Below are 18,782 nucleotides of genomic sequence, written 5' to 3'. Positions count from 1 at the left end.
GCAGAGGCTATCGGGCGATGCGCACGGGAGCGACGACGCCCAACGCCGTCGGCCCCGTCCCGCGTGAGTGGCGGGACGGGGCCGACGGTCTCGGACGAGCGGCGCGGATCAGCTCTCGCCGGCCTCCGCGGGCTGCGCGGCGGCGGCCGTCTTGCGGGTACGACGGGCCTTCGGCTTCGCCTCCGCAGTGTCGGCTCCCACCGCGGGCGCCTCGACGGCAACCGCGGCCTTACGGGTCCGGCGTCGCGGCGCGGCCTCCGGCTCCTGCGAGGCCTGTGCCGGAATCTCGGCGGCGGCCTCGACGGCCGCGGCCGTCTTCCGGGTGCGGCGGGCCTTGGGCTTCGCCTCCGCTGCCTCTGCGGTGTCGGCGGCGGCTTCCGCCTTGGCGGCGGCCGTCTTGGTGGCCGCCGTCTTGCGGGTGCGGCGCGGCTTGGCCTCGGCCTCCGCCTCGGCGTCCGTAGCGGCCTGCACCGCCGGTTCGGCGGCCTTGCGGGTGCGGCGGGCCTTGGGCTTCGCCTCCGTCGCCTCGGCGGTGTCGGCGGCGGCCTCTGCCTTGGCGGCGGCCGTCTTGGTGGCGGCCGCCTTGCGGGTCCGGCGCGGCTTGGCCTCGGTCGCTTCCGGAGCCTGCTCCGGCTGCGCCGGAACGTCGGCTGCGGCCTCGGTGACCTCGGCCGGTTCGGCGGCCTTGCGGGTGCGGCGGGCCTTGGGCTTCGCCTCCGCTGCCTCGGCGGTGTCGGCGGCGGCTTCCGCCTTGGCGGCGGCCGTCTTGGTGGCCGTCGTCTTCCGCGTGCGGCGCGGCTTGACCTCGGTCTCCGCCTCGACGTCCGGAGCCTGCACGGCGGGCTCGGCCGCCTTGCGGGTCCGGCGGCGCGGCTTGGTCTCGGCCGGCTCGGACGCGGGCTCGGCCGCTCCCTCGGCCGTGTCGACCGTCGCCTCGGCGGCCGTGGCCTTGCGGGTGCGGCGGCGCGGCTTCTCGGCGGGAGCCTCCACCGTCGGGGTCTCGACGACCGCCGGAGCCACGATCGACTCCTCGGTGGCCGTCGGCGCCGCCGTCGGAGCGGTCTCCAGCGGGGCGGCCGGGGTCTCGGCCGTCTTGCGGGTGCGGGTGCGGCGGCGCGGCTTCGCCGGGGCCTCCACGGCCTCCGGGGCCGCCACCGATTCGGCCACCACCGTTTCCACGACCGGAGCCGCGGAAGGCGCGAGCGCGGCGTCCTCGGCGGCCTGCGCCGCCGGGCCGTCGGCGGCGGGCGTCGCGGCGGTCTCCTGGCGGCGCGAGGGCTCACCGCTCCGCGTCCGGCGCCGGCGGCGCAGCGTGCGGGGGCCCTTGTCGGTGTCGGTGCCCGCGTCGGCCGCACCACCGGTCACGGCCTCGGCCGCGGGGGCCACGGAGGCCTCCGCGTCCACCGGCGCACCGCCGCGCATCCGACGGCGGCGGCGCGGCGTCGTACCGGACGAACGGTCGCGCTCGCGGTTGCCGGAACGCGAGTCGTCGCGCCCACCCCGGCCACCTCGGTCGCCACGCCCGCGGCCACCGCGGCCGCCCGGCTCGCCCAGGTCCTCGAGCTCCTCCGCGTCCAGCCCGGCGCGGGTGCGCTCCGAGCGCGGCAGGACGCCCTTGGTGCCCTCGGCGATGCCCAGGTCGGTGTACAGGTGCGGGGAGGTGGAGTACGTCTCCGGCGGGTCGTTGAAGCCCAGGTCCAGCGCCTTGTTGATCAGCTGCCAGCGCGGGATGTCGTCCCAGTCGACCAGCGTGATCGCCGTACCCTTCGCGCCCGCGCGGCCGGTGCGGCCGATGCGGTGCAGGTACGTCTTCTCCTCTTCCGGCGACTGGTAGTTGATGACGTGCGTCACGCCCTCGACGTCGATGCCGCGGGCGGCGACGTCGGTGCAGACGAGCACGTCCACCTTGCCGTTGCGGAAGGCGCGCAGGGCCTGCTCGCGGGCGCCCTGGCCGAGGTCGCCGTGGACCGCGCCGGAGGCGAAGCCGCGCTGCTTGAGCTGGTCGGCGAGGTCGGCCGCGGTGCGCTTGGTGCGGCAGAAGACCATGGCCAGTCCACGGCCTTCGGCCTGCAGTATGCGCGCCACCATCTCGGGCTTGTCCATGTTGTGCGCGCGGTAGATGAACTGCTTCGTGTTCGCGACCGTCGCGCCCTCGTCGTCCGGCGAGGTGGCGCGGATGTGGGTGGGCTGCGACATGTAACGGCGGGCGAGCCCGATGACCGCACCCGGCATGGTCGCCGAGAACAGCATCGTCTGACGCCGGGCCGGCAGCATGTTGATGATCTTCTCTACGTCGGGCAGGAAGCCCAGGTCGAGCATCTCGTCGGCCTCGTCCAGGACCAGGCTCTTGATGTGCTTGAGGCTCAGCTTCTTCTGGCCCGCGAGGTCCAGCAGTCGGCCGGGGGTGCCGACGATCACGTCGACGCCCTTCTTCAGGGCCTCGACCTGCGGCTCGTAGGCGCGGCCGCCGTAGATCGCGAGGACGCGTACGTTGCGGACCTTGCCGGCGGTCAGGAGGTCGTTGGTGACCTGCTGGCACAGCTCGCGCGTCGGGACGACGACGAGGGCCTGCGGGGCGCCGGTAAGGGACTCGGGCGCCGCGCGGCCCGCCTCGACGTCGGCGGGGACGGTGACGCGCTCGAGGAGCGGGAGGCCGAAGCCCAGCGTCTTGCCGGTGCCGGTCTTGGCCTGGCCGATCACGTCCGTGCCCGAGAGGGCCACGGGGAGCGTCAGCTCCTGGATCGGGAAGGGAGTGGTGATGCCGACGGCTTCGAGGGCTTCGGCGGTCTCGGGGAGGATCCCGAGGGATCGGAACGTCGTAGTCAGGGTGCTGCCTCTTCTGTGTACGTGGTGCGAGGCGAGCGCGCGGGTCGTGCCGGACCGTGTCGGGGACGTCGGCTGCCCTTACGGGTGAGCCGTAGGACACGGGACCTCTGTCGACGCTCCAGCGCTCGTACCACTGAGGGTCCCCCTCCGGATTCCGTACGCGGTGTGGCGTACGGCAGGGAGGGCTGTCGGGTCGGAGCCGATCGGGCCACCGACCGGGCATCCTCATGCGTGCGGCCCGACGACGATGTCACGTACCCGTACGTCACATACTCGGCAGGCGCATTACCACCATACCCCGGATTCGCGCACACGCGATGGCCGATTTGCTCACGTAGTCGTCGTCACACTGACTGACCAGGGCCTTACCACCGCCGAAGAGCGGGCTATTGTGCGCTGCATGACGAGCTCTGACAAGCCTGGCACCGCCGCAGACGCCCCCGCCGAGACCGCTGGAACCGCCGGTACCGCCGGAGCCACCCCGGTCGCCGCCCGCGACTGGGCGGCGGCCGCGGCCGACCCGCAGTACCGCGCCGCGGTCGTGGACCTGCTCGGCGCGCTCGCGTACGGCGAGCTGGCGGCGTTCGAGCGGCTCGCGGAGGACGCCAAGCTGGCGCCCACGCTGGCGGACAAGGCGGAGCTGGCGAAGATGGCGTCGGCGGAGTTCCACCACTTCGAGCGGCTGCGCGACCGGCTGGCCGAGATCGGCGAGGAGCCGACGGGGGCCATGGAGCCGTTCGTGGCCGCCTACGACGGCTTCCACAAGCAGACGGACCCCTCGGACTGGCTGGAGGGTCTCGTCAAGGCCTACGTCGGCGACTCCATCGCCAGCGACTTCTACCGCGAGGTCGCCGCCCGCCTCGACACGGACACCCGCGAGCTGGTGCTCGCCGTGCTCGACGACACCGGGCACGCCGGTTTCGCCGTGGAGAAGGTGCGCGCGGCGATCGACGCCGACCCGCGGGTGGGCGGGCGGCTCGCGCTGTGGGCGCGGCGGCTGATGGGGGAGGCGCTCTCGCAGTCCCAGCGGGTGGTGGCCGACCGGGACGCGCTGTCGACCATGCTCGTGGGCGGGGTCGCGGACGGCTTCGACCTGGCCGAGGTCGGCAAGATGTTCTCCCGGATCACCGAGGCGCACACCAAGCGGATGGCGGCGCTGGGTCTGGCGGCCTGACGCCGTCACCCGGGCCCGAGTGGTACGGCGGCCCGCCGGTCAGGCGGTCGCCGAACTGCGGCGGAGCCTTCCCGCGGGGCGCAGCAGCAGCGACAGCGAGGCCGCGGAGACCGTCGCCGAACCCAGCAGCACCGGCACGAGCCCCCCGGCACCCAGCGCGGTGTGCGTGACGAACGCCCCGAAGAGGGCCCCGGCGACACCGGTCGGCAGGACGAGGAGCGGGGCGGGCAGGCGGTGGGGCAGACGGCGCGCGGCCGCCCATGCCAGGGCGAGGCCGAGGAGTGCGGCGCTGAGCGCTTCCAAGATCATGTCGGGGTCCCTCCCACATGGCCGGCCTGCCCCAAACGGTCACAGCCGACTTACCCCTGACCTGCGGAATGCAATCCTCCCCCTGTGGGTGAACTGTGCTCCGTCCGTGAACGGGAGCAGGGGTGGGAGCGAGAACACGTGGAACGGGTGGAACAGGTACCACGCACGGGTGGACCAGGTACCACGCACGGGTGGAACAGGTAGCACGGGTAGCGCGGGTAGCAACGGTGGGGCCCGGCGGTGTGTCACCGCCGGGCCCCACCCGTGCTACGTCCGTCGTCCCGCGTCCGGCGGCTACAGCGCGCCGAAGCCCACCTTGCGCGGGGCCGGCTCGCCGATCTCGATGTAGGCGAGCCGGTCGGCCGGCACCAGGACCTTGCGGCCGTGTTCGTCCACGAGGCTCAGCAGCTGCGACTTGCCGGCCAGTGCCTCGCTCACCACGCGCTCGACCTCCTCGGCGCTCTGACCGCTCTCCAGAACGATCTCGCGGGGCGCGTGCTGCACGCCGATCTTGACCTCCACGGCTATGTCCCTCCGACGGTCAGTAAGTGCGCGATCTTCCGCGCCGTACCAGCACACATTAGCCCGGTGAGGGGACGTACACGCAGCGTCGGAGAACGCCAGGAGCGAACAGCCGCCGGGAACAGAACCGGAGCCGCCGCCCTCAGTGCTGCTCGGTACCGTGCAACGGGAAGCCGGCGATGCCCCGCCAGGCCAGCGAGGTCAGCAGCTGCACCGCCTGGTCGCGGGGCACGCTGCGGTCGCTGTGCAGCCAGGAGCGCGCCACCACCTGCGCGAGACCGCCCAGTCCCGAGGCCAGGAGCATCGACTCCGCGCGCGAGAGGCCGGTGTCCTCGGCGATGACGTCGCAGATCGCCTCCGCGCACTCGTTCGTCACCTTGTCCACGCGCTCGCGCACGGCGGGCTCGTTGGTCAGGTCCGACTCGAAGACCAGGCGGAAGGCACCGCCGTCGTCCTCGACGTAGGCGAAGTACGCGTCCATCGTCGCCCGGACGCGCTGCTTGTTGTCGGAGGTCGACGCCAGCGCGCTGCGCACGGACTGGATCAGTGCCTCGCAGTGCTGGTCCAGCAGGGCGAGGTAGAGGTCGAGCTTGCCGGGGAAGTGCTGGTAGAGCACGGGCTTGCTGACGCCGGCCCGCTCGGCGATGTCGTCCATCGCGGCCGCGTGGTAGCCCTGGGCCACGAACACTTCCTGTGCGGCGCCCAGCAGCTGGTTGCGTCGGGCTCGGCGGGGAAGGCGTGTGCCCCGCGGGCGTACCGCCTCTGTCTGCTCGATGGCTGTCACGCCGCCTCCCATAGTCGTCCTCGTGCGGTGTGCGCCGCGTCGACATCGTACTTTTCGGTAACCGTGGTGTGTGTGCTGAGAGCGCAGAATTTCACGGACCGGACGGTGGCGAAAGCCGCACAACAGGTTTCAAAAGGAGTCAGACCGGGCAAAGATCGGCCTCCCTTCCGGTGGTCAGCGGTAGTCGTCCTCGTCGTGCGAGACGACCCGGGCCTGCTCCGCCAGGTCGGCCTCGTTGGCCCGGTCCGGCTCGACGTCGGTCAGCGGCTCGTCGCGCTCCTGTCCGACCTCCGCCCGCTGCTCGGCGGCGTCGGCGTCGGGCGCCTCGACGTCGCGGTCCTCCGGATCCGGTGCCTGCGCCTCGTCGTCGAAGGTGTCGGGGTCGGTCGGGTCGACGGTCATGCTGGGCTCCCTTCCTACGGACGTCCCCGGGGTGCAGGGGTCACACGGCGGGTGCCCACTTCACGAGCCTAGGAGACACCCGATCCGGACGCCATGCGTCGCCGGTCCCGGTCCTGCGCGCCCGCTTCCGGCGCCGACGGCATCCGTACCCGGCCGACGCGCCGCCGCAGCACCGCTTGTGACTGCGAACACACGAACCACTGTGTGATCATCTCGTAATATTGCCGCATGCCTTCGACCGAGCCGCCGTCCGTGCCGCCCGCCAACGCGCTGCCGAAGGTCGCGGCCGTCAAGGTCGCGGACGGGGAGCGGCTCAGGTCGGTCCACCTCCCCGGCATCACCCTGACGGTGCGGTCGAGACGGCCCGCCCGCGAGGGACTGCCGCCCGCTCTCTACGTCCACGGCCTCGGCGGCTCCTCGCAGAACTGGTCGGCGCTCATGCCGCTGCTGGACGGCGTCGTCCACAGCGAGGCCCTCGACCTGCCCGGCTTCGGCGACTCCCCGCCACCGGACGACGGCGACTACTCGATCACGAGCCACGCGCGCGCGGTCGTCCGCCACCTCGACGCGGCCGGGCGCGGTCCCGTGCACCTGTTCGGGAACTCGCTCGGCGGTGCCGTCGTCACCCGCGTCGCCGCCGTGCGTCCCGACCTGGTGCGGACGCTGACCCTCGTGTCGCCCGCGCTGCCGGAGATCCGCGTGCAGCGCAGCGCCGTACCGACGGGGCTGCTGGCGCTGCCAGGGGTGGTCCAGCTGTTCAACCGGCTCACCCGGGAGTGGACCGCGGAGCAGCGGGTCCGTGGCGTGACGGCGCTCTGCCACGGGGACCCGGCGCGGGTGACGCCGGAAGGCTTCCGCAACGCGGTGGAGGAGATGGAGCGGCGGCTGCGGCTGCCGTACTTCTGGGACGCGATGGCGCGTTCCACCCGGGGACTCGTCAACGCGTACACGGTGGGCGGCCAGCACGGACTGTGGCGACAGGCCGAGCGGGTTCTCGCACCCACGCTCCTGGTCTACGGTGGACGGGACCAACTCGTCGGCTACCGCATGGCCCTACGGGCCGCCCGCGCCTTCCGTGCCTCCCGGCTGCTGACCCTGCCGGACGCGGGGCACGTGGCGATGATGGAGTATCCGGAGGCCGTTGCCACGGCGTTCCGCGAACTCCTCGCGGACACCGCGGACAGCACGGCTGCCTCGGACACGGGGGGCGCCGCGGACGCGGTGGGTACCGGGAAGCCGGCGGGTGGCGAGAGGACCGACGGGGCCGTCGACGACGAGCCCGCCAACCAGACATCAGGAGGCTGAGGCGCGACGTGGGACGCCACAGCCGCCGCGGGCCCGCTCCCAAGGCAGACGCCGCGGACACCGCCGCAGCACGCGCACGTGAGAGCCGGGCCGTCCGGCCCGACCCGCGCCGGACGGACGGGCCGTCGCAGGAGCCACAGGGGCCGTACCGGCCGCAGGGACCTCATCAGGCGCAGTGGCCCCACCAGTCACAGGGGGGCGAGGGGGCGGCGCCACGCGGGGCGGCTCCGGGTGACGTCCCGGGTGCCCGCCAGGGGTACGCGGGCCCCGGTCCCGGTCCGGGGCGGGGCCCGGGTCCCGCCCCGGGGGCGCGATTTCCCGGCGACGAGACGCCGGCCCACGGTTTTCCGCGGACGGCGGACGGCACGCCCGCGCACGGCGTCCCCGGGTTCCCCGACGGCACTCCGGCGCGCGGCGTTCCCAGGTTCTCCGACGGCACCCCGGCGCACGGTGTGCCGCGGGTCCGGGGCGGTCACCCCGAGCAGCGGGAACCCGGCGGAGGCTGGGGCGAGCCGGGCGGGCGGCCCGGTGACGGGTACGGCTCGGTGACGGGACCGCGCAACGGGGCCCCCGCGTCCTTCGCGCCGCCTTCGCCCTCCGGACCGGTCTCGCCCTCCGGACCGGCCTCGCCCTTTCCGAGGCAGCGGCAGGCGCCGGGGGAGGGGCCGCGGCAGGACTACCTGGACGCCTTCGGCGCGGACGGCGACGTCTTCGCGGTCCGCCCACGCGGACGTACCCCCGGTGCGGCCCGGCCCGCCGACCCGTACGCCTCCGTCACCGACTGGAGCGCCGCGGACGGGGGCGCCTCCGGAGGCGGCGGCATCCCCGGTGGTGCCGAGGCGGACGCCGACGACGAGCCGCCCACGGGCGAACCCGCACCGGTCAAGGGGGCCAGGGGCCGGACCTTCACCGGTATCGCGGCGGCCGCCGTCACCACCGTGCTGGCCGTCGTCGTGGCCGGTCAGGTCGCCGACGGGTCGGACGGGAGCGACATGCGCGCGCAGTCCGCCACCGACCAGGCCCGCGGTGCCCACGACCCGGCGTCACGGGACGACGAACGGCCGACGCCCTCCGCGTCCGCCTCCGCGAAACCGCTGACGTACGAGCAGAAGATGGGCAAGACCTACCCGCTGGGTGCCACCCTCAAGGCCTCCGGGAAGTTCGACGCGGTCCCGGGCATCGCCAAGGGGACCGGGAAGGGGCAGAAGTACACCTACCGCATCGACGTGGAGCAGGGGCTCGGCCTCGACGGCGGACTCTTCGCGGAGGCTGTGCAGAAGACCCTCAACGACGACCGGAGCTGGGCCCACAACGGCGCCCGTACCTTCGAGCGCGTCGAATCGGGCCAGCCGGACTTCGTCATCACACTGGCCAGCCCCGGCACCACCGCCGAGTGGTGCGCCAAGTCGGGCCTGGACACCACCGAGGACAACGTCTCCTGCGACTCGGCCGCCACCCAGCGCGTGATGATCAACGCCTACCGCTGGGCCCAGGGCGCCGCGCCGTACGGCGACGCGATCCACGCGTACCGGCAGATGCTGATCAACCACGAGGTCGGTCACCGCATCGGCTACAACCACGTCACCTGCGACAAGGACGGCGAACTCGCCCCGGTCATGCAACAGCAGACGAAATTCGTCGACCACGACGGAATCGACTGCCGCCCCAACGCCTGGGCCTATCCGAACGGCTGACGGCCAGTTCGGGCCCGCGCATCACACGTGGTGACCGATTGATCTCTTAGCGCGACGGAACGCGCCTCGCACGGGAAAGTTACGACCGTTCACCCCTTTTGGTGGCGCGATGGACAACCGTCCATCGCGCCACCTCCTTGTCCGCATACGTTCGTCCCGCTGCGAGCCGCCGGGCCAACGGCGGCTCCCCAAACGGGAGATCGGGGGTGCGCGCGTGCGCATCGGACTGCTTACGGAGGGTGGCTATCCGTATGTGAGCGGTGAGGCCGGGCTCTGGTGCGACCGGCTCGTGCGCGGCCTGGAGCACCACGAGTTCGACGTCTACGCGCTCAGCCGCAGCGAGCGCGAGGAGGACGGGGGCTGGGTGCCGCTGCCGCCGCAGGTCGGCCGGGTGCGCACCGCCCCGCTGTGGGAATCCGTGGACGACGGAATCGTCCACGGACGGCGCGCGCGCCGGCGCTTCGCCGAGTGCTACGGCGAGTTGGCCACGGCTCTGTGCGCCGCCCCCGGGGATCCGTCCAGGAGCGCGGACGGGGAGCCGGAGGGGCAGTCGGCCCTTGAGGCGGACCGTTTCGCCAGTGCGCTGTACGGCCTCGCCGAACTCGCCCGCGACGAGGGCGGACTGCCCACCGCGCTCCGCTCGGAGACCGCCGTACGCGCCCTGGAACGCGCCTGTCGCGCGCCCGGCGCCCACCGCTCCGCGCGCGAGGCGCGCGTTCCCGATCTGCTGGCCGTCGCCGCGCGCCTCGAACGCGCCCTGCGCCCCCTGTCCCTCGACTGGTACGAGGACGACGACCTCGGTTCGGTGGACCTGTGCCACGCGGCCTCCGGAGGCACCGGCGCCCTCCCGGGCCTGCTCGCCCGGCACTTCTGCGACGTGCCGCTGCTCGTCACCGAGTACGGCGTGCGGCTGCGGACGCACTACCTCACGGAACCCGATTCCTCGCCCGCGATACGGTCGCTGCTCGCCGCCTTCCACGGTCGGCTGGCCGCCGAGACCTACCGGCGCGCGGCCGTGATCACCCCGGGCAACACCCATACCCGTCGCTGGCAGGAGCGCTGCGGCGCCGACCGCGCCAAACTGCGCACGGTCCACCCGGGCATGGACGCGGCTCCCTTCGCGGAGGCGGGGGAGTCCCCGGAGTGCGCCGACCCGCAGACCCTCGTCTGGGTCGGCCGCGTCGAACCGGCCAAGGACCTGGTCTCCCTGCTGCACGCCTTCGCGGAGGTCCGCAGGGCGGAGCCCGGCTCGCGGCTCAGGATCGTCGGTGCCCCCTCCGGCCCCGAGGGCGTCGCCTACCTGGCCCACTGCAAGGGACTGGCGGCGCAGCTCTTCCCGGACGAGGCCGACGGTCCGCACGCCGTGGGCCGCAACCCGGTCTCCTTCGAGGAGACCGGCGGACCCGAACTGCCCTCCCGCGCCGACGCCTACGCCTCGGGGGCCCTGGTGGTGCTCTCCAGCGTCGTCGAAGGGTTCCCGACCGGGCTCGTCGAGGCCATGTTCTGCGGCCGGGCGACGGTGTCCACGGACGTCGGCGCGGTGGTGGAGGCCATCGGCGGCACCGGACTCGTCGTGCCCCCGCGCAATCCGCGGGCGCTCGCCGAGGCGTGCGTCGCGCTGTTGCGCGACCCCGAGCGCCGCGAACGCCTGGGCGCCGCCGCACGCGCCCGCGCACTGGAGCTGTTCACCGTCGAGCAGAACATCACGGCATTTCACGGCATTTACCTGGAGATCCTCTCTCGTACACCGGTACGCCGCGTCGTCCTCGACGGCGCCGGCGAACCCCTGCCCTTCGGCGTCCCCGCCGAGGCCCACGTCCCCGGTCGCTGGAGCGACGCCACGGCCCGGGTCGCTGCCCGGGGTGGTCCCGGCGCGGTCCGCACCGGTCCCGGCTGGGCGACGGACGACGGCCCGGTCCGGGCCACGACATCGGTTTCGGCGGCCGAGGGAGCGTCCCGATGAGCGGCCTCGGCGAACTGGACCGGCCCGAGACCCCGCGCGGCCCGGGCCCTCGCGAAGGCGTTGATGGTGAAGACGTCAGTGGCGAAGACGTCGGTGGTGAAGACGCCGGCCGGGCGGGCCGCGGCGGCAGGCAGTCGCCGCCCGCGTCCGCAGTCCGCCGCTCCGCCGCGGACCCGGTGAAAGGGCTGCTGCACCGGCACCGCGAACTGTGCGAACGTGCCGTGGACCCGCTGGAGATCGCGGCGGGCCTGGAGGCGCACGGCGTCACCGACCGGACCGCCGCACGCTTCCGCCACCGGGACGTCTTCTCCCTCGCGGAGGAGATGTACGCCCGGGTCCCGCGCGACGGCGACACCCCCGCACGCCCCGAGGACGGGCCGGCGCCCCGGCCGGTCGGGCCCCGCGCCGCCGGATTCGTCCTCGCCCTGATGCCCGGCGTGCTGTGCGCCGCCGCCGTGGCCGGACTGCGCCTGACCGACGGCAGGCCGCGCCTGATCACGGCCGCCGTCGCAGTCCTCGCGGTGAGCCTGGCCCTGGGCGCGGCACTGCGCCGCGGGCCGCTGAGCGCCGCGACGCGCACCACCAGCACCTGGACCTGCTGGCTCCTCGGCTATGCCCTCCTCGGCGACGGGCTCCTGCGGACCGCGGTCAGCGGCGGCCCCGACGGCCTCCCGGACGGCTCCCCCGACGGGGCGTGGCCCGTCACCCTCGCCCCCGTCCTGGCGCTCACGCTGTCCTACGCGCCCGCAGCCGGCTGCGCCCACCTCTTCGCCGCGGGTGCCCGCCGCAAGCTGTCGTCCAGCCGGGGTCTCACCGACTTCTCCGCCTCCGTGCGCCCCCTGCTGCTCGGCACGTTCGCCCTGTACCTGGGAGCCCTGTCGGCTCTGCTCACGCTGACCGGCGCCGTGCTCGGCGAACCCGCCTACTGGTCCCAGGGCCTCAGTCTGGGCGCCCTGTTGCTGCTCGCCCGGCTGCTCGGCGTGCACGGCCACACCCACGCCGGTCCGCTCGTCCTCACCGCCACGGCCGCGGCGGAGGCGGCCGCCCTGGCCACGGTCTTCGCCGGCCGCCTCCCCGGCTGCGGCTTCCTGTCCGCCCCCGTGGAGGCACTCGTCGCCGCCTGCGGCCCGGCCGGTGTCCCGACGGCCGCCTGCGGCATCGGCGCCCTCACCCTCCTCGTCCACGCGTGCCGTCGCCTGACCAGGGCCTCGGCCCACGCTTCGACGGAGCGAACGCGGTGAGCGCGCACACGGACAGCCCCTCAACCGTCCGCAACACCCTCGCATCACCCCCTGAAGGAGCCCCCAGATGACCACCTCCCGACCCGACGCCTCGGCACCGGGAGCCGCCCGATGAGAGTCCTGCTGATCGGAGCCAACGGCTACATCGGCCGCTTCGTCGCCGACCGTCTGCTCGCCGACCCCGCCGTCCAGCTCACCGCCCTCGGCCGCGGTGACGACGCCGACGTCCGCTTCGACCTCGCCACCGGTAGCCCGGGCGCCCTCACCCGCTTCCTGGACGCGGTCCATCCCGGAGTGGTCGTCAACTGCGCGGGCGCGACCCGGGGCGGTGCCCGCGAACTCACCCGGCACAACACCGTCGCCGTCGCGACCGTCTGCGAGGCCCTGCGCCGCAGCGGCTGCGGCGCCCGCCTGGTGCAGGTCGGCTGCAGCGCGGAGTACGGACCCAGCCAGCCCGGTTCCTCGACCGCGGAGGACGCCGTCCCCCGCCCCGGCGGTCCCTACGGCGTCAGCAAGCTCGCCGCGACCGAGCTCGTCCTCGGCTCCGGTCTGGACGCCGTCGTGCTGCGGGTCTTCTCGCCCGCGGGGCCCGGTACGCCCGCCGGCTCCCCGCTGGGCAGGCTCGCCGAGGCCATGCGCCGCGCGATGCAGTCCGGCGACGGCGAACTCCGGCTCGGCGGCCTGGGCGCCCAGCGGGACTTCGTCGACGTCCGGGACGTCGCGCGAGCGGTGCACGCCGCCTCGCTCTCCGCCGCGCAGGGCGTCATCAACATCGGCTCCGGCCGCGCCGTCCGGCTGCGCGACGCCGCCGCCACCCTCGCCAGGGTCGCCGGCTACGGCGGTGCCCTGCACGAACTCGACGGCCCCCCCGGCGCGCTGCGGCCCACGATCGGCCACCCCCGTACCGAGTCCCTCGGCCATCGTGTCGACGCCCTCGGTCACCACCGGAGCGACGCCCTCGGTCATCACCGCCCGGACCCCCTGCAAAGCCGCGGCGAGCGCGCCGACCCCGAGCACGCGACCCCGGCCCCGCACCCGTACCCCGACGGCTGCGGCAGCTGGCAGCAGGCCGATGTGCGCACCGCACGCGACCGGCTCGGCTGGCGGCCCCGGATCGCCCTCGAAGAGTCCCTCGCCGACATCTGGATGGAGGCGGCATGTCGTATCTGACCAGCACCAAAGCAGGCGTCGCGAGCACCGGCGTCCACACCGGCCTCGGTGTCCCGGGGCTGGCCCACCCCCTCGTCGCCCCCGACGAGTGGGCCGGCCTCACCTGCCCCGGCACCCCGCTGCACTGGGTCGTCCTCAACATCGCCGACGGACCCGGTGCGCACCCCGACCCGCGATGCCTGGAGGCCGCCGGCCGCCTGCGCAACGCGGGCATCCGCGTCCTCGGCCACCTCGACGCCGCGTACGGAGCCCGCAGCCTCGGCGAGCAGATCTCCGACGCCCGCCGATACCTCGACTGGTACCAGGTCGACGGGTTCCTCCTCGCCCACTGCCCCTCCGACCGGGCCGCCCTCCCCGAGGTCCGCCGTACGGTCACCACCCTGCGGGCGGTCCGTGACGATGCCCACATCGTCCTCGGTCACGGCACCCACCCCTGCCCGGGCTACGCCGAGAACGCCGACCAGCTCGTCACCTTCTCGGGCACCTGGGCCGACTACCGCTGGTCCCAGGCGGCCGAGTGGAGCGCGGACTATCCGCCCGAGCGCTTCTGCCACTTCGTGCACGGCCTGCCGCGCGGGCACCTGGAGGAAGCGCTGCGCATCGCCCGTTGGCAGGGGGCCGCGACGATCTGCTTCACCGACCGCACGGATCACGGCGGCCGGACCGACCCCTGGGAGACGATGCCCGGTTACTGGGACGAAATCGTCTCGCGGGTCGGGACGGGTGTCTCGGAATGAAAAAGGCCATGGCAGTGTTACTTGGAGAACAACCGTAATTACTGACCGACCAACGGAGTCCCCGTGTCGCTGCCACCCCTGGTCGAGCCGGCCGCCGAGCTCACCGTAGACGAGGTCCGCAGGTACTCCCGCCACCTGATCATCCCCGATGTGGGGATGGACGGGCAGAAGCGGCTGAAGAACGCCAAGGTGCTCGCCGTGGGCGCGGGCGGCCTCGGTTCGCCGACCCTGATGTACCTGGCGGCAGCCGGTGTCGGCACGCTCGGCATCATCGAGTTCGACGAGGTCGACGAGTCGAACCTGCAGCGGCAGGTCATCCACAGCCAGGCCGACATCGGCCGGCCCAAGGCCGAGTCCGCCCGTGACACCATCCAGGGCATCAACCCGCTGGTGGAGGTGATCCTTCACCAGGAGCGGCTCGAGGCCGACAACGTGATGGACATCTTCAGCCAGTACGACCTGATCGTCGACGGCACCGACAACTTCGCGACCCGCTACCTGGTCAACGACGCCTGCGTGCTGCTGAACAAGCCCTACGTCTGGGGTTCGATCTACCGCTTCGACGGCCAGGCCTCCGTCTTCTGGTCCGAGCACGGGCCCTGCTACCGCTGCCTCTACCCGGAGCCCCCGCCCCCCGGCATGGTCCCGTCCTGCGCCGAGGGCGGCGTCCTGGGCGTGCTGTGCGCCTCCATCGGCTCCATCCAGACCAACGAGGCCATCAAGCTCCTCCAGGGCATCGGCGAGCCGCTGGTCGGCCGCCTGATGATCTACGACGCCCTGGAGATGACCTACCGCCAGGTCAAGGTCCGCAAGGACCCCAACTGTGCGGTCTGCGGCGAGAACCCGACCGTCACCGAGCTCATCGACTACGAGGCCTTCTGCGGCGTCGTGTCCGAGGAGGCCCAGGCGGCCGCCGCCGACTCCACGATCACTCCCAAGCAGCTCAAGGAGTGGATCGACGACGGTGAGAACATCGAGCTCATCGACGTCCGCGAGCCGAACGAGTTCGAGATCGTCTCCATCCCGGGCGCCCGGCTGATCCCGAAGAACGAGTTCCTCATGGGTTCGGCCCTCGAGAACCTCCCGCAGGACAAGAAGATCGTCTTGAATTGCAAGACGGGTGTCCGCAGTGCGGAAGTCCTCGCGGTCCTCAAGTCCGCCGGCTTCTCGGACGCCGTCCACGTCGGCGGCGGCGTGATCGGCTGGGTCAACCAGATCGAGCCGGAGAAGCCCGTCTACTGACCGGCTCCCCAACCCGCTTTCCGGACGGCGGGGGTTTCGCGCACCGCAGGTGCCCGAAGCCCCCGCCGCCGTCATGAGCAGACCTTGCCGTCCTTCGGCACCGTCCCCTTCAACAGGTAGGCGTCCACCGCGGAGTCGACACAGTCGCTCCCGTTCCCGTAGGCACCGTGCCCCTCGCCCTTCCAGGTCAGCACCACGCCGACGTCCTTGCCCAACTCGTCCGCCATCCTGCGGGCGCCCTCGTAGGGCGTGGCCGGGTCGCCCGTGTTGCCGACCACCAGGATCGGGGCCGCGCCGGGCGCGCTCACCTCCGCGGTCTCGTGCTGACCGGCCACCGGCCAGTCGTAGCACCACCCGGCCGTGTCCCAGCCGAGGAAGGCGCCGAAGACGGGAGAGACCTTCTCGAACCTCGGCAGCAGCTTCTTCGTCTCCTCCGCGGTCGGCCGCTGCTTGTCGTCCAGGCACGATATGACCCTTTGCGAGTGGGTCGTCGTGCCGTAGCGCCCCGAGGCATCACGCTCGTTGTAGCCGTCGGCGAGGGCGAGCAACTCCGAGCCGTCGCCCTCCTCGGCCGCCTTCAGCGCACTGGTCAGGGCCGGCCAGCCGCTCTCGCTGTACAGCGGCAGCACGATGCCGGTGAACGCGAGGGTCTGCGTCAGCTCCCGCCCCGGCGAGGACGTGGGCAGCGGCTCGGCGTCCAGCCGCTCCAGCAGGTCGGCGATCTTCCGCGACCCCTGCTCGGGTTCCTGCCCGGTCGACTCCAGGTAGTCGTCCAGCGCGCGCTGGAAACCCCTGGCCTGGTTCTCGGCGTGGCCCATCGTGTCGGCGGCCGGGTCCACCACCGCGTCGAGGATCACGCGGCCCACGTGCTTGGGGAAGAGGTGGGCGTAGACGCCGCCGAGCTCGGTGCCGTAGGAGATGCCGAAGTAGTGCATTCTCTCGTCGCCCAGGACGTGCCGCATCAGGTCCATGTCGCGGGCGGTGTCCGTGGTCGAGACGTGTCCCATGAGCTTGCCGGCGGCCTTCTCGCAGCCCCTGCCGAAGTCGGCGGCGTCCTTCAGGTAGGCCTGCTCCTCGGCCGGTGTGTCCGGTGTGGAGTCCACCGACTCGGCGGCCTCGATCGCCTCGTCGGTGCGGCAGCGGACGCCCTCGCTGGCGGCCACCCCGCGCGGGTCCCAGCTCACCAGGTCGTACCGCTGGTGCAGGGAGGAGACGATGTCGGCGTAGGAGGGCATCGTGGAGACGCCGGAAGCGCCCGGGCCGCCGAAGTTGAACAGCAGGGAGCCGATGCGGTCGTCCCCGCTCGCCCGGGACCGGATCAGCGCGAGATCGATCGTCTCGCCGTCCGGGTCGGACCAGTCCAGCGGTGCCTTCAGCGTGGCGCACCGCCAGTCGCCGTCCGGTGCCGGGGCATCGTCGGTGCCCTCGCAACGGGCCCAGTCCAGCGTCTGGGACGCCAGTGCCTTGGGCACTCCGGACGGGGCCGCCGCCGAAGGTCCCGCGCTGCTCCTGCCCCCGTCGTCCTTGTCCTCGTCGGACGAGCCGCCGCTGCAGCCCGCCGTCAGCAGTGCGGCGGCGGCCGTCAGAGCCGTCCACCGGACGAGACGCGCCATGTCCTCTCCCCCCTGGCAAGCCGTCCGCGCCGTGCGGCGGATGGCGTTCCTGCCATGGTAGGTGGCGCGGGCAGCACCCGCCGACGCCTGTGGATAACGCTCTGACCTGCCACTTCTGTCGACCTGTTACTTCTGTCGACCCGCTGCTTCTGTCGACCTGTGGCGGCGCCCGCGGTCAGGAGCACACGGTCTCGGCCGCCGGCACCTTTCCGTCGAGCAGGTAGCCGTGCACCGCGTCCTGCACGCACCTGTTCTTGCTGTCGTAGGCACCGTGGCCCTGGCCCTTGTAGGTGAGTTCGACGCCGACGCCTTTGCCGAGCGCGTCCACCATCCTCCCGGCGCCCTCGTAGGGCGTCGCCGGGTCGCCGGTGTTGCCGATCACCAGGATCGGCGCCGCGCCCGGCGCGTGGACGTCCGGGTGGTCGGCGGCTCCGGCGACCGGCCAGTCCGTGCAGCTGAGCATGGACCAGGCGAGGTAGTCGCCGAACAGCGGGGAGGCGTCCCGGAACTCGGGGAGCTTGTCCTCCACGTAAGCCGGGTCGTACCGCGGTTTGTCGTCGGCACAGTTGATGGCGACGTTGGCGGCGGTGATGTTGCTGTACTCGCCGTCCTCGTTGCGTCCGTTCAACGCGTCCGACAGCACCATGAGGACCCGCCCGTCCCCGTCGTACGCCTGCTCCAGGCCCTCGGTGAGGTACTCCCAGAAGTCCTTCGAGTACAGCGCCTGCGCGATGCCGCCGGTCGCGGCGGTCTCGGTGAGTTCGCGGGGGAAGACCCCCGGGATCGGCTTGCGGTCGAGGTCCTTCAACAGGCGGGCGATGCGCGCCTCGACGTCCTCGGCCGTGTCCCCGACGGGACAGTCCTCGACCTTCGACACGCAGTCCTCGGCGAAGTTGTCGAGCGCCAGCTGGAAACCCTTGGCCTGGCCCAACGAGCCCTGTTCCGCGGTCTGCGTCGGGTCGACGACCGCGTCGAAGACGGCGCGGCCCACGTGCTTGGGGAAGAGGTGGGCGTAGACGCCGCCGAGTTCGGTGCCGTAGGAGATGCCGAAGTAGTGCAGCTTCTCGTCGCCGAGTACCTGGCGCATCAGGTCCATGTCGCGGGCGGCGTCGGTCGTGCGGACATGCGGAAGGATCTTCTTCGAGTTTTTCTCGCAGGCCGCGTTGAACTCCTCCGTGTTGTCCACGAACTCGGTGCGCTCGGCCCGGTCGTCGGGCGTGGCGTCCTGCTGGAAATAGGTGTCGAGCTGTTTGTCGTCCAGGCACTCGACGGGGTCGCTGCGGCCGACACCGCGCGGATCGAAGCTGACCAGGTCGTAGCGGGTGCGCAGCTTCGCGTAGTCCTGGCCGAAGGCGGGCAGTGTGGTGACGCCCGATCCGCCCGGACCGCCGAAGTTGAAGACGAGCGATCCGATCCGCCGGTCCGCCGCGCCGCTCGCCTCGGCCCGGATCAGCGCGAGGCCGATCGTGTCGCCCCCGGGGTCGTCCCAGTCGAGCGGCGCCTTCATGGTGGCGCACTGCCACTCGTCGCCGTCCGGCAGCGGGGAGGGGGCGGCGCCGCCGCCCTCGGCCTCGGACGGTGCCGGGCAGTCCTTCCAGTGCAGCTTCTGGCCCGACAGGTCCTCGTCGTCCTCCTGCGACCCGCCGCCGCAGCCCGCCAGCAGGACGGACAGCGCGGCGGCGGTGGCGGTCAGGGCGGCGGCGCGCAGCCGGGAGGGATTCGGCATGCGTCCATCGTGCGGTCGCGCGCGAGCACCCGCGCGGGGCCAGGGCCGTACGAGGTACGGAGCGCCGTTCTCGT

Annotated in this window: 15 protein-coding genes; 8 read left to right on the top strand and 7 right to left on the bottom strand. The window is 73.0% G+C overall.

Annotated features, from left to right (window positions below; genetic code table 11):
* Nucleotides 1-108: 108 nt before the first annotated feature.
* Nucleotides 109-2,733 (bottom strand): DEAD/DEAH box helicase, encoded by a 2,625-nt coding sequence (locus Sru02f_RS32090; protein ID WP_109033301.1) that lies wholly within the window; start codon nucleotides 2,731-2,733, stop codon nucleotides 109-111.
* Nucleotides 2,734-3,226: 493 nt separating this feature from the next.
* On the opposite strand from Sru02f_RS32090, the gene Sru02f_RS32085 reads away from it, so the two are divergent.
* A complete protein-coding gene (locus Sru02f_RS32085) occupies nucleotides 3,227-4,000 on the top strand; it encodes a ferritin-like domain-containing protein (RefSeq protein WP_109033302.1) in 774 nt (257 codons plus the stop codon).
* 39 nt (nucleotides 4,001-4,039) lie between these two features.
* Here Sru02f_RS32085 and Sru02f_RS32080 read toward each other — a convergent pair whose 3' ends face one another.
* The 4 genes from Sru02f_RS32080 to Sru02f_RS32065 form a co-directional block, all read right to left on the bottom strand.
* Nucleotides 4,040-4,309 (bottom strand): hypothetical protein, encoded by a 270-nt coding sequence (locus Sru02f_RS32080; protein WP_109033303.1) that lies wholly within the window; start codon nucleotides 4,307-4,309, stop codon nucleotides 4,040-4,042.
* Between the two features lie 294 nt (nucleotides 4,310-4,603).
* Nucleotides 4,604-4,831, bottom strand: coding sequence for a DUF3107 domain-containing protein (locus tag Sru02f_RS32075; RefSeq protein ID WP_109033304.1), 228 nt, complete (start codon nucleotides 4,829-4,831; stop codon nucleotides 4,604-4,606).
* A 142-nt stretch (nucleotides 4,832-4,973) separates the two neighbouring features.
* Nucleotides 4,974-5,615: a TetR/AcrR family transcriptional regulator gene (locus Sru02f_RS32070; protein ID WP_030400709.1), complete on the bottom strand. Its 642-nt coding sequence runs from the start codon at nucleotides 5,613-5,615 to the stop codon at nucleotides 4,974-4,976.
* A gap of 174 nt (nucleotides 5,616-5,789) precedes the next feature.
* Nucleotides 5,790-6,017: a hypothetical protein gene (locus Sru02f_RS32065; RefSeq protein WP_109033305.1), complete on the bottom strand. Its 228-nt coding sequence runs from the start codon at nucleotides 6,015-6,017 to the stop codon at nucleotides 5,790-5,792.
* A 228-nt stretch (nucleotides 6,018-6,245) separates the two neighbouring features.
* Here Sru02f_RS32065 and Sru02f_RS32060 point away from each other — a divergent pair, with 228 nt between their 5' ends.
* The 7 genes from Sru02f_RS32060 (at nucleotide 6,246) to moeZ (ending at nucleotide 15,369) form a co-directional block, all read left to right on the top strand.
* A complete protein-coding gene (locus Sru02f_RS32060; RefSeq protein WP_109033306.1) occupies nucleotides 6,246-7,322 on the top strand; it encodes an alpha/beta fold hydrolase in 1,077 nt (358 codons plus the stop codon).
* An 8-nt stretch (nucleotides 7,323-7,330) separates the two neighbouring features.
* The gene (locus tag Sru02f_RS32055; RefSeq protein ID WP_109033307.1) at nucleotides 7,331-9,016 is read left to right on the top strand and encodes a DUF3152 domain-containing protein; all 1,686 of its coding nucleotides are present in this window, start codon (nucleotides 7,331-7,333) and stop codon (nucleotides 9,014-9,016) included.
* Nucleotides 9,017-9,230: 214 nt separating this feature from the next.
* Nucleotides 9,231-10,979: a glycosyltransferase gene (locus Sru02f_RS32050; protein ID WP_109033308.1), complete on the top strand. Its 1,749-nt coding sequence runs from the start codon at nucleotides 9,231-9,233 to the stop codon at nucleotides 10,977-10,979.
* Nucleotides 10,976-12,220: a hypothetical protein gene (locus tag Sru02f_RS32045; RefSeq protein ID WP_174855148.1), complete on the top strand. Its 1,245-nt coding sequence runs from the start codon at nucleotides 10,976-10,978 to the stop codon at nucleotides 12,218-12,220. Before Sru02f_RS32050 ends, Sru02f_RS32045 begins: the two co-directional genes overlap by 4 nt.
* Nucleotides 12,221-12,331: 111 nt before the next feature.
* The gene (locus Sru02f_RS32040) at nucleotides 12,332-13,390 is read left to right on the top strand and encodes an NAD-dependent epimerase/dehydratase family protein (protein ID WP_109033309.1); all 1,059 of its coding nucleotides are present in this window, start codon (nucleotides 12,332-12,334) and stop codon (nucleotides 13,388-13,390) included.
* Entirely contained in the window at nucleotides 13,378-14,127 is a 750-nt protein-coding gene (locus Sru02f_RS32035; protein WP_109033310.1) for a spherulation-specific family 4 protein, read from the top strand. The genes Sru02f_RS32040 and Sru02f_RS32035 overlap by 13 nt, the downstream gene beginning before the upstream one ends.
* A gap of 63 nt (nucleotides 14,128-14,190) precedes the next feature.
* Nucleotides 14,191-15,369, top strand: coding sequence for an adenylyltransferase/sulfurtransferase MoeZ (gene moeZ, locus Sru02f_RS32030; protein WP_109033311.1), 1,179 nt, complete (start codon nucleotides 14,191-14,193; stop codon nucleotides 15,367-15,369).
* A gap of 71 nt (nucleotides 15,370-15,440) precedes the next feature.
* Here the strand turns inward: moeZ and Sru02f_RS32025 are convergent, their stop codons facing one another.
* Nucleotides 15,441-16,982, bottom strand: coding sequence for an alpha/beta hydrolase (locus Sru02f_RS32025; RefSeq protein WP_109033312.1), 1,542 nt, complete (start codon nucleotides 16,980-16,982; stop codon nucleotides 15,441-15,443).
* A 175-nt stretch (nucleotides 16,983-17,157) separates the two neighbouring features.
* Nucleotides 17,158-18,708 (bottom strand): alpha/beta hydrolase, encoded by a 1,551-nt coding sequence (locus Sru02f_RS32020; protein WP_109033313.1) that lies wholly within the window; start codon nucleotides 18,706-18,708, stop codon nucleotides 17,158-17,160.
* Nucleotides 18,709-18,782: the final 74 nt, after the last annotated feature.

The organism is Streptomyces rubrogriseus (assembly GCF_027947575.1).
In the GTDB taxonomy this organism is placed as follows: domain Bacteria; phylum Actinomycetota; class Actinomycetes; order Streptomycetales; family Streptomycetaceae; genus Streptomyces; species Streptomyces rubrogriseus.
Note: the sequence above shows the minus strand (reverse complement) of the source record. Positions and strands in the feature narration are given on the sequence as shown.

Coding starts and splice junctions, on each gene's coding strand:
- Sru02f_RS32060 (WP_109033306.1), top strand. CDS start 6,246: ATGCCTTCGACCGAGCCGCCGTCCGTGCCGCCCGCCAACGCGCTGCCG.
- Sru02f_RS32035 (WP_109033310.1), top strand. CDS start 13,378: ATGTCGTATCTGACCAGCACCAAAGCAGGCGTCGCGAGCACCGGCGTC.
- Sru02f_RS32085 (WP_109033302.1), top strand. CDS start 3,227: ATGACGAGCTCTGACAAGCCTGGCACCGCCGCAGACGCCCCCGCCGAG.
- Sru02f_RS32020 (WP_109033313.1), bottom strand. CDS start 18,708: ATGCCGAATCCCTCCCGGCTGCGCGCCGCCGCCCTGACCGCCACCGCC.
- Sru02f_RS32025 (WP_109033312.1), bottom strand. CDS start 16,982: ATGGCGCGTCTCGTCCGGTGGACGGCTCTGACGGCCGCCGCCGCACTG.
- Sru02f_RS32045 (WP_174855148.1), top strand. CDS start 10,976: ATGAGCGGCCTCGGCGAACTGGACCGGCCCGAGACCCCGCGCGGCCCG.
- Sru02f_RS32040 (WP_109033309.1), top strand. CDS start 12,332: ATGAGAGTCCTGCTGATCGGAGCCAACGGCTACATCGGCCGCTTCGTC.
- Sru02f_RS32065 (WP_109033305.1), bottom strand. CDS start 6,017: ATGACCGTCGACCCGACCGACCCCGACACCTTCGACGACGAGGCGCAG.
- Sru02f_RS32080 (WP_109033303.1), bottom strand. CDS start 4,309: ATGATCTTGGAAGCGCTCAGCGCCGCACTCCTCGGCCTCGCCCTGGCA.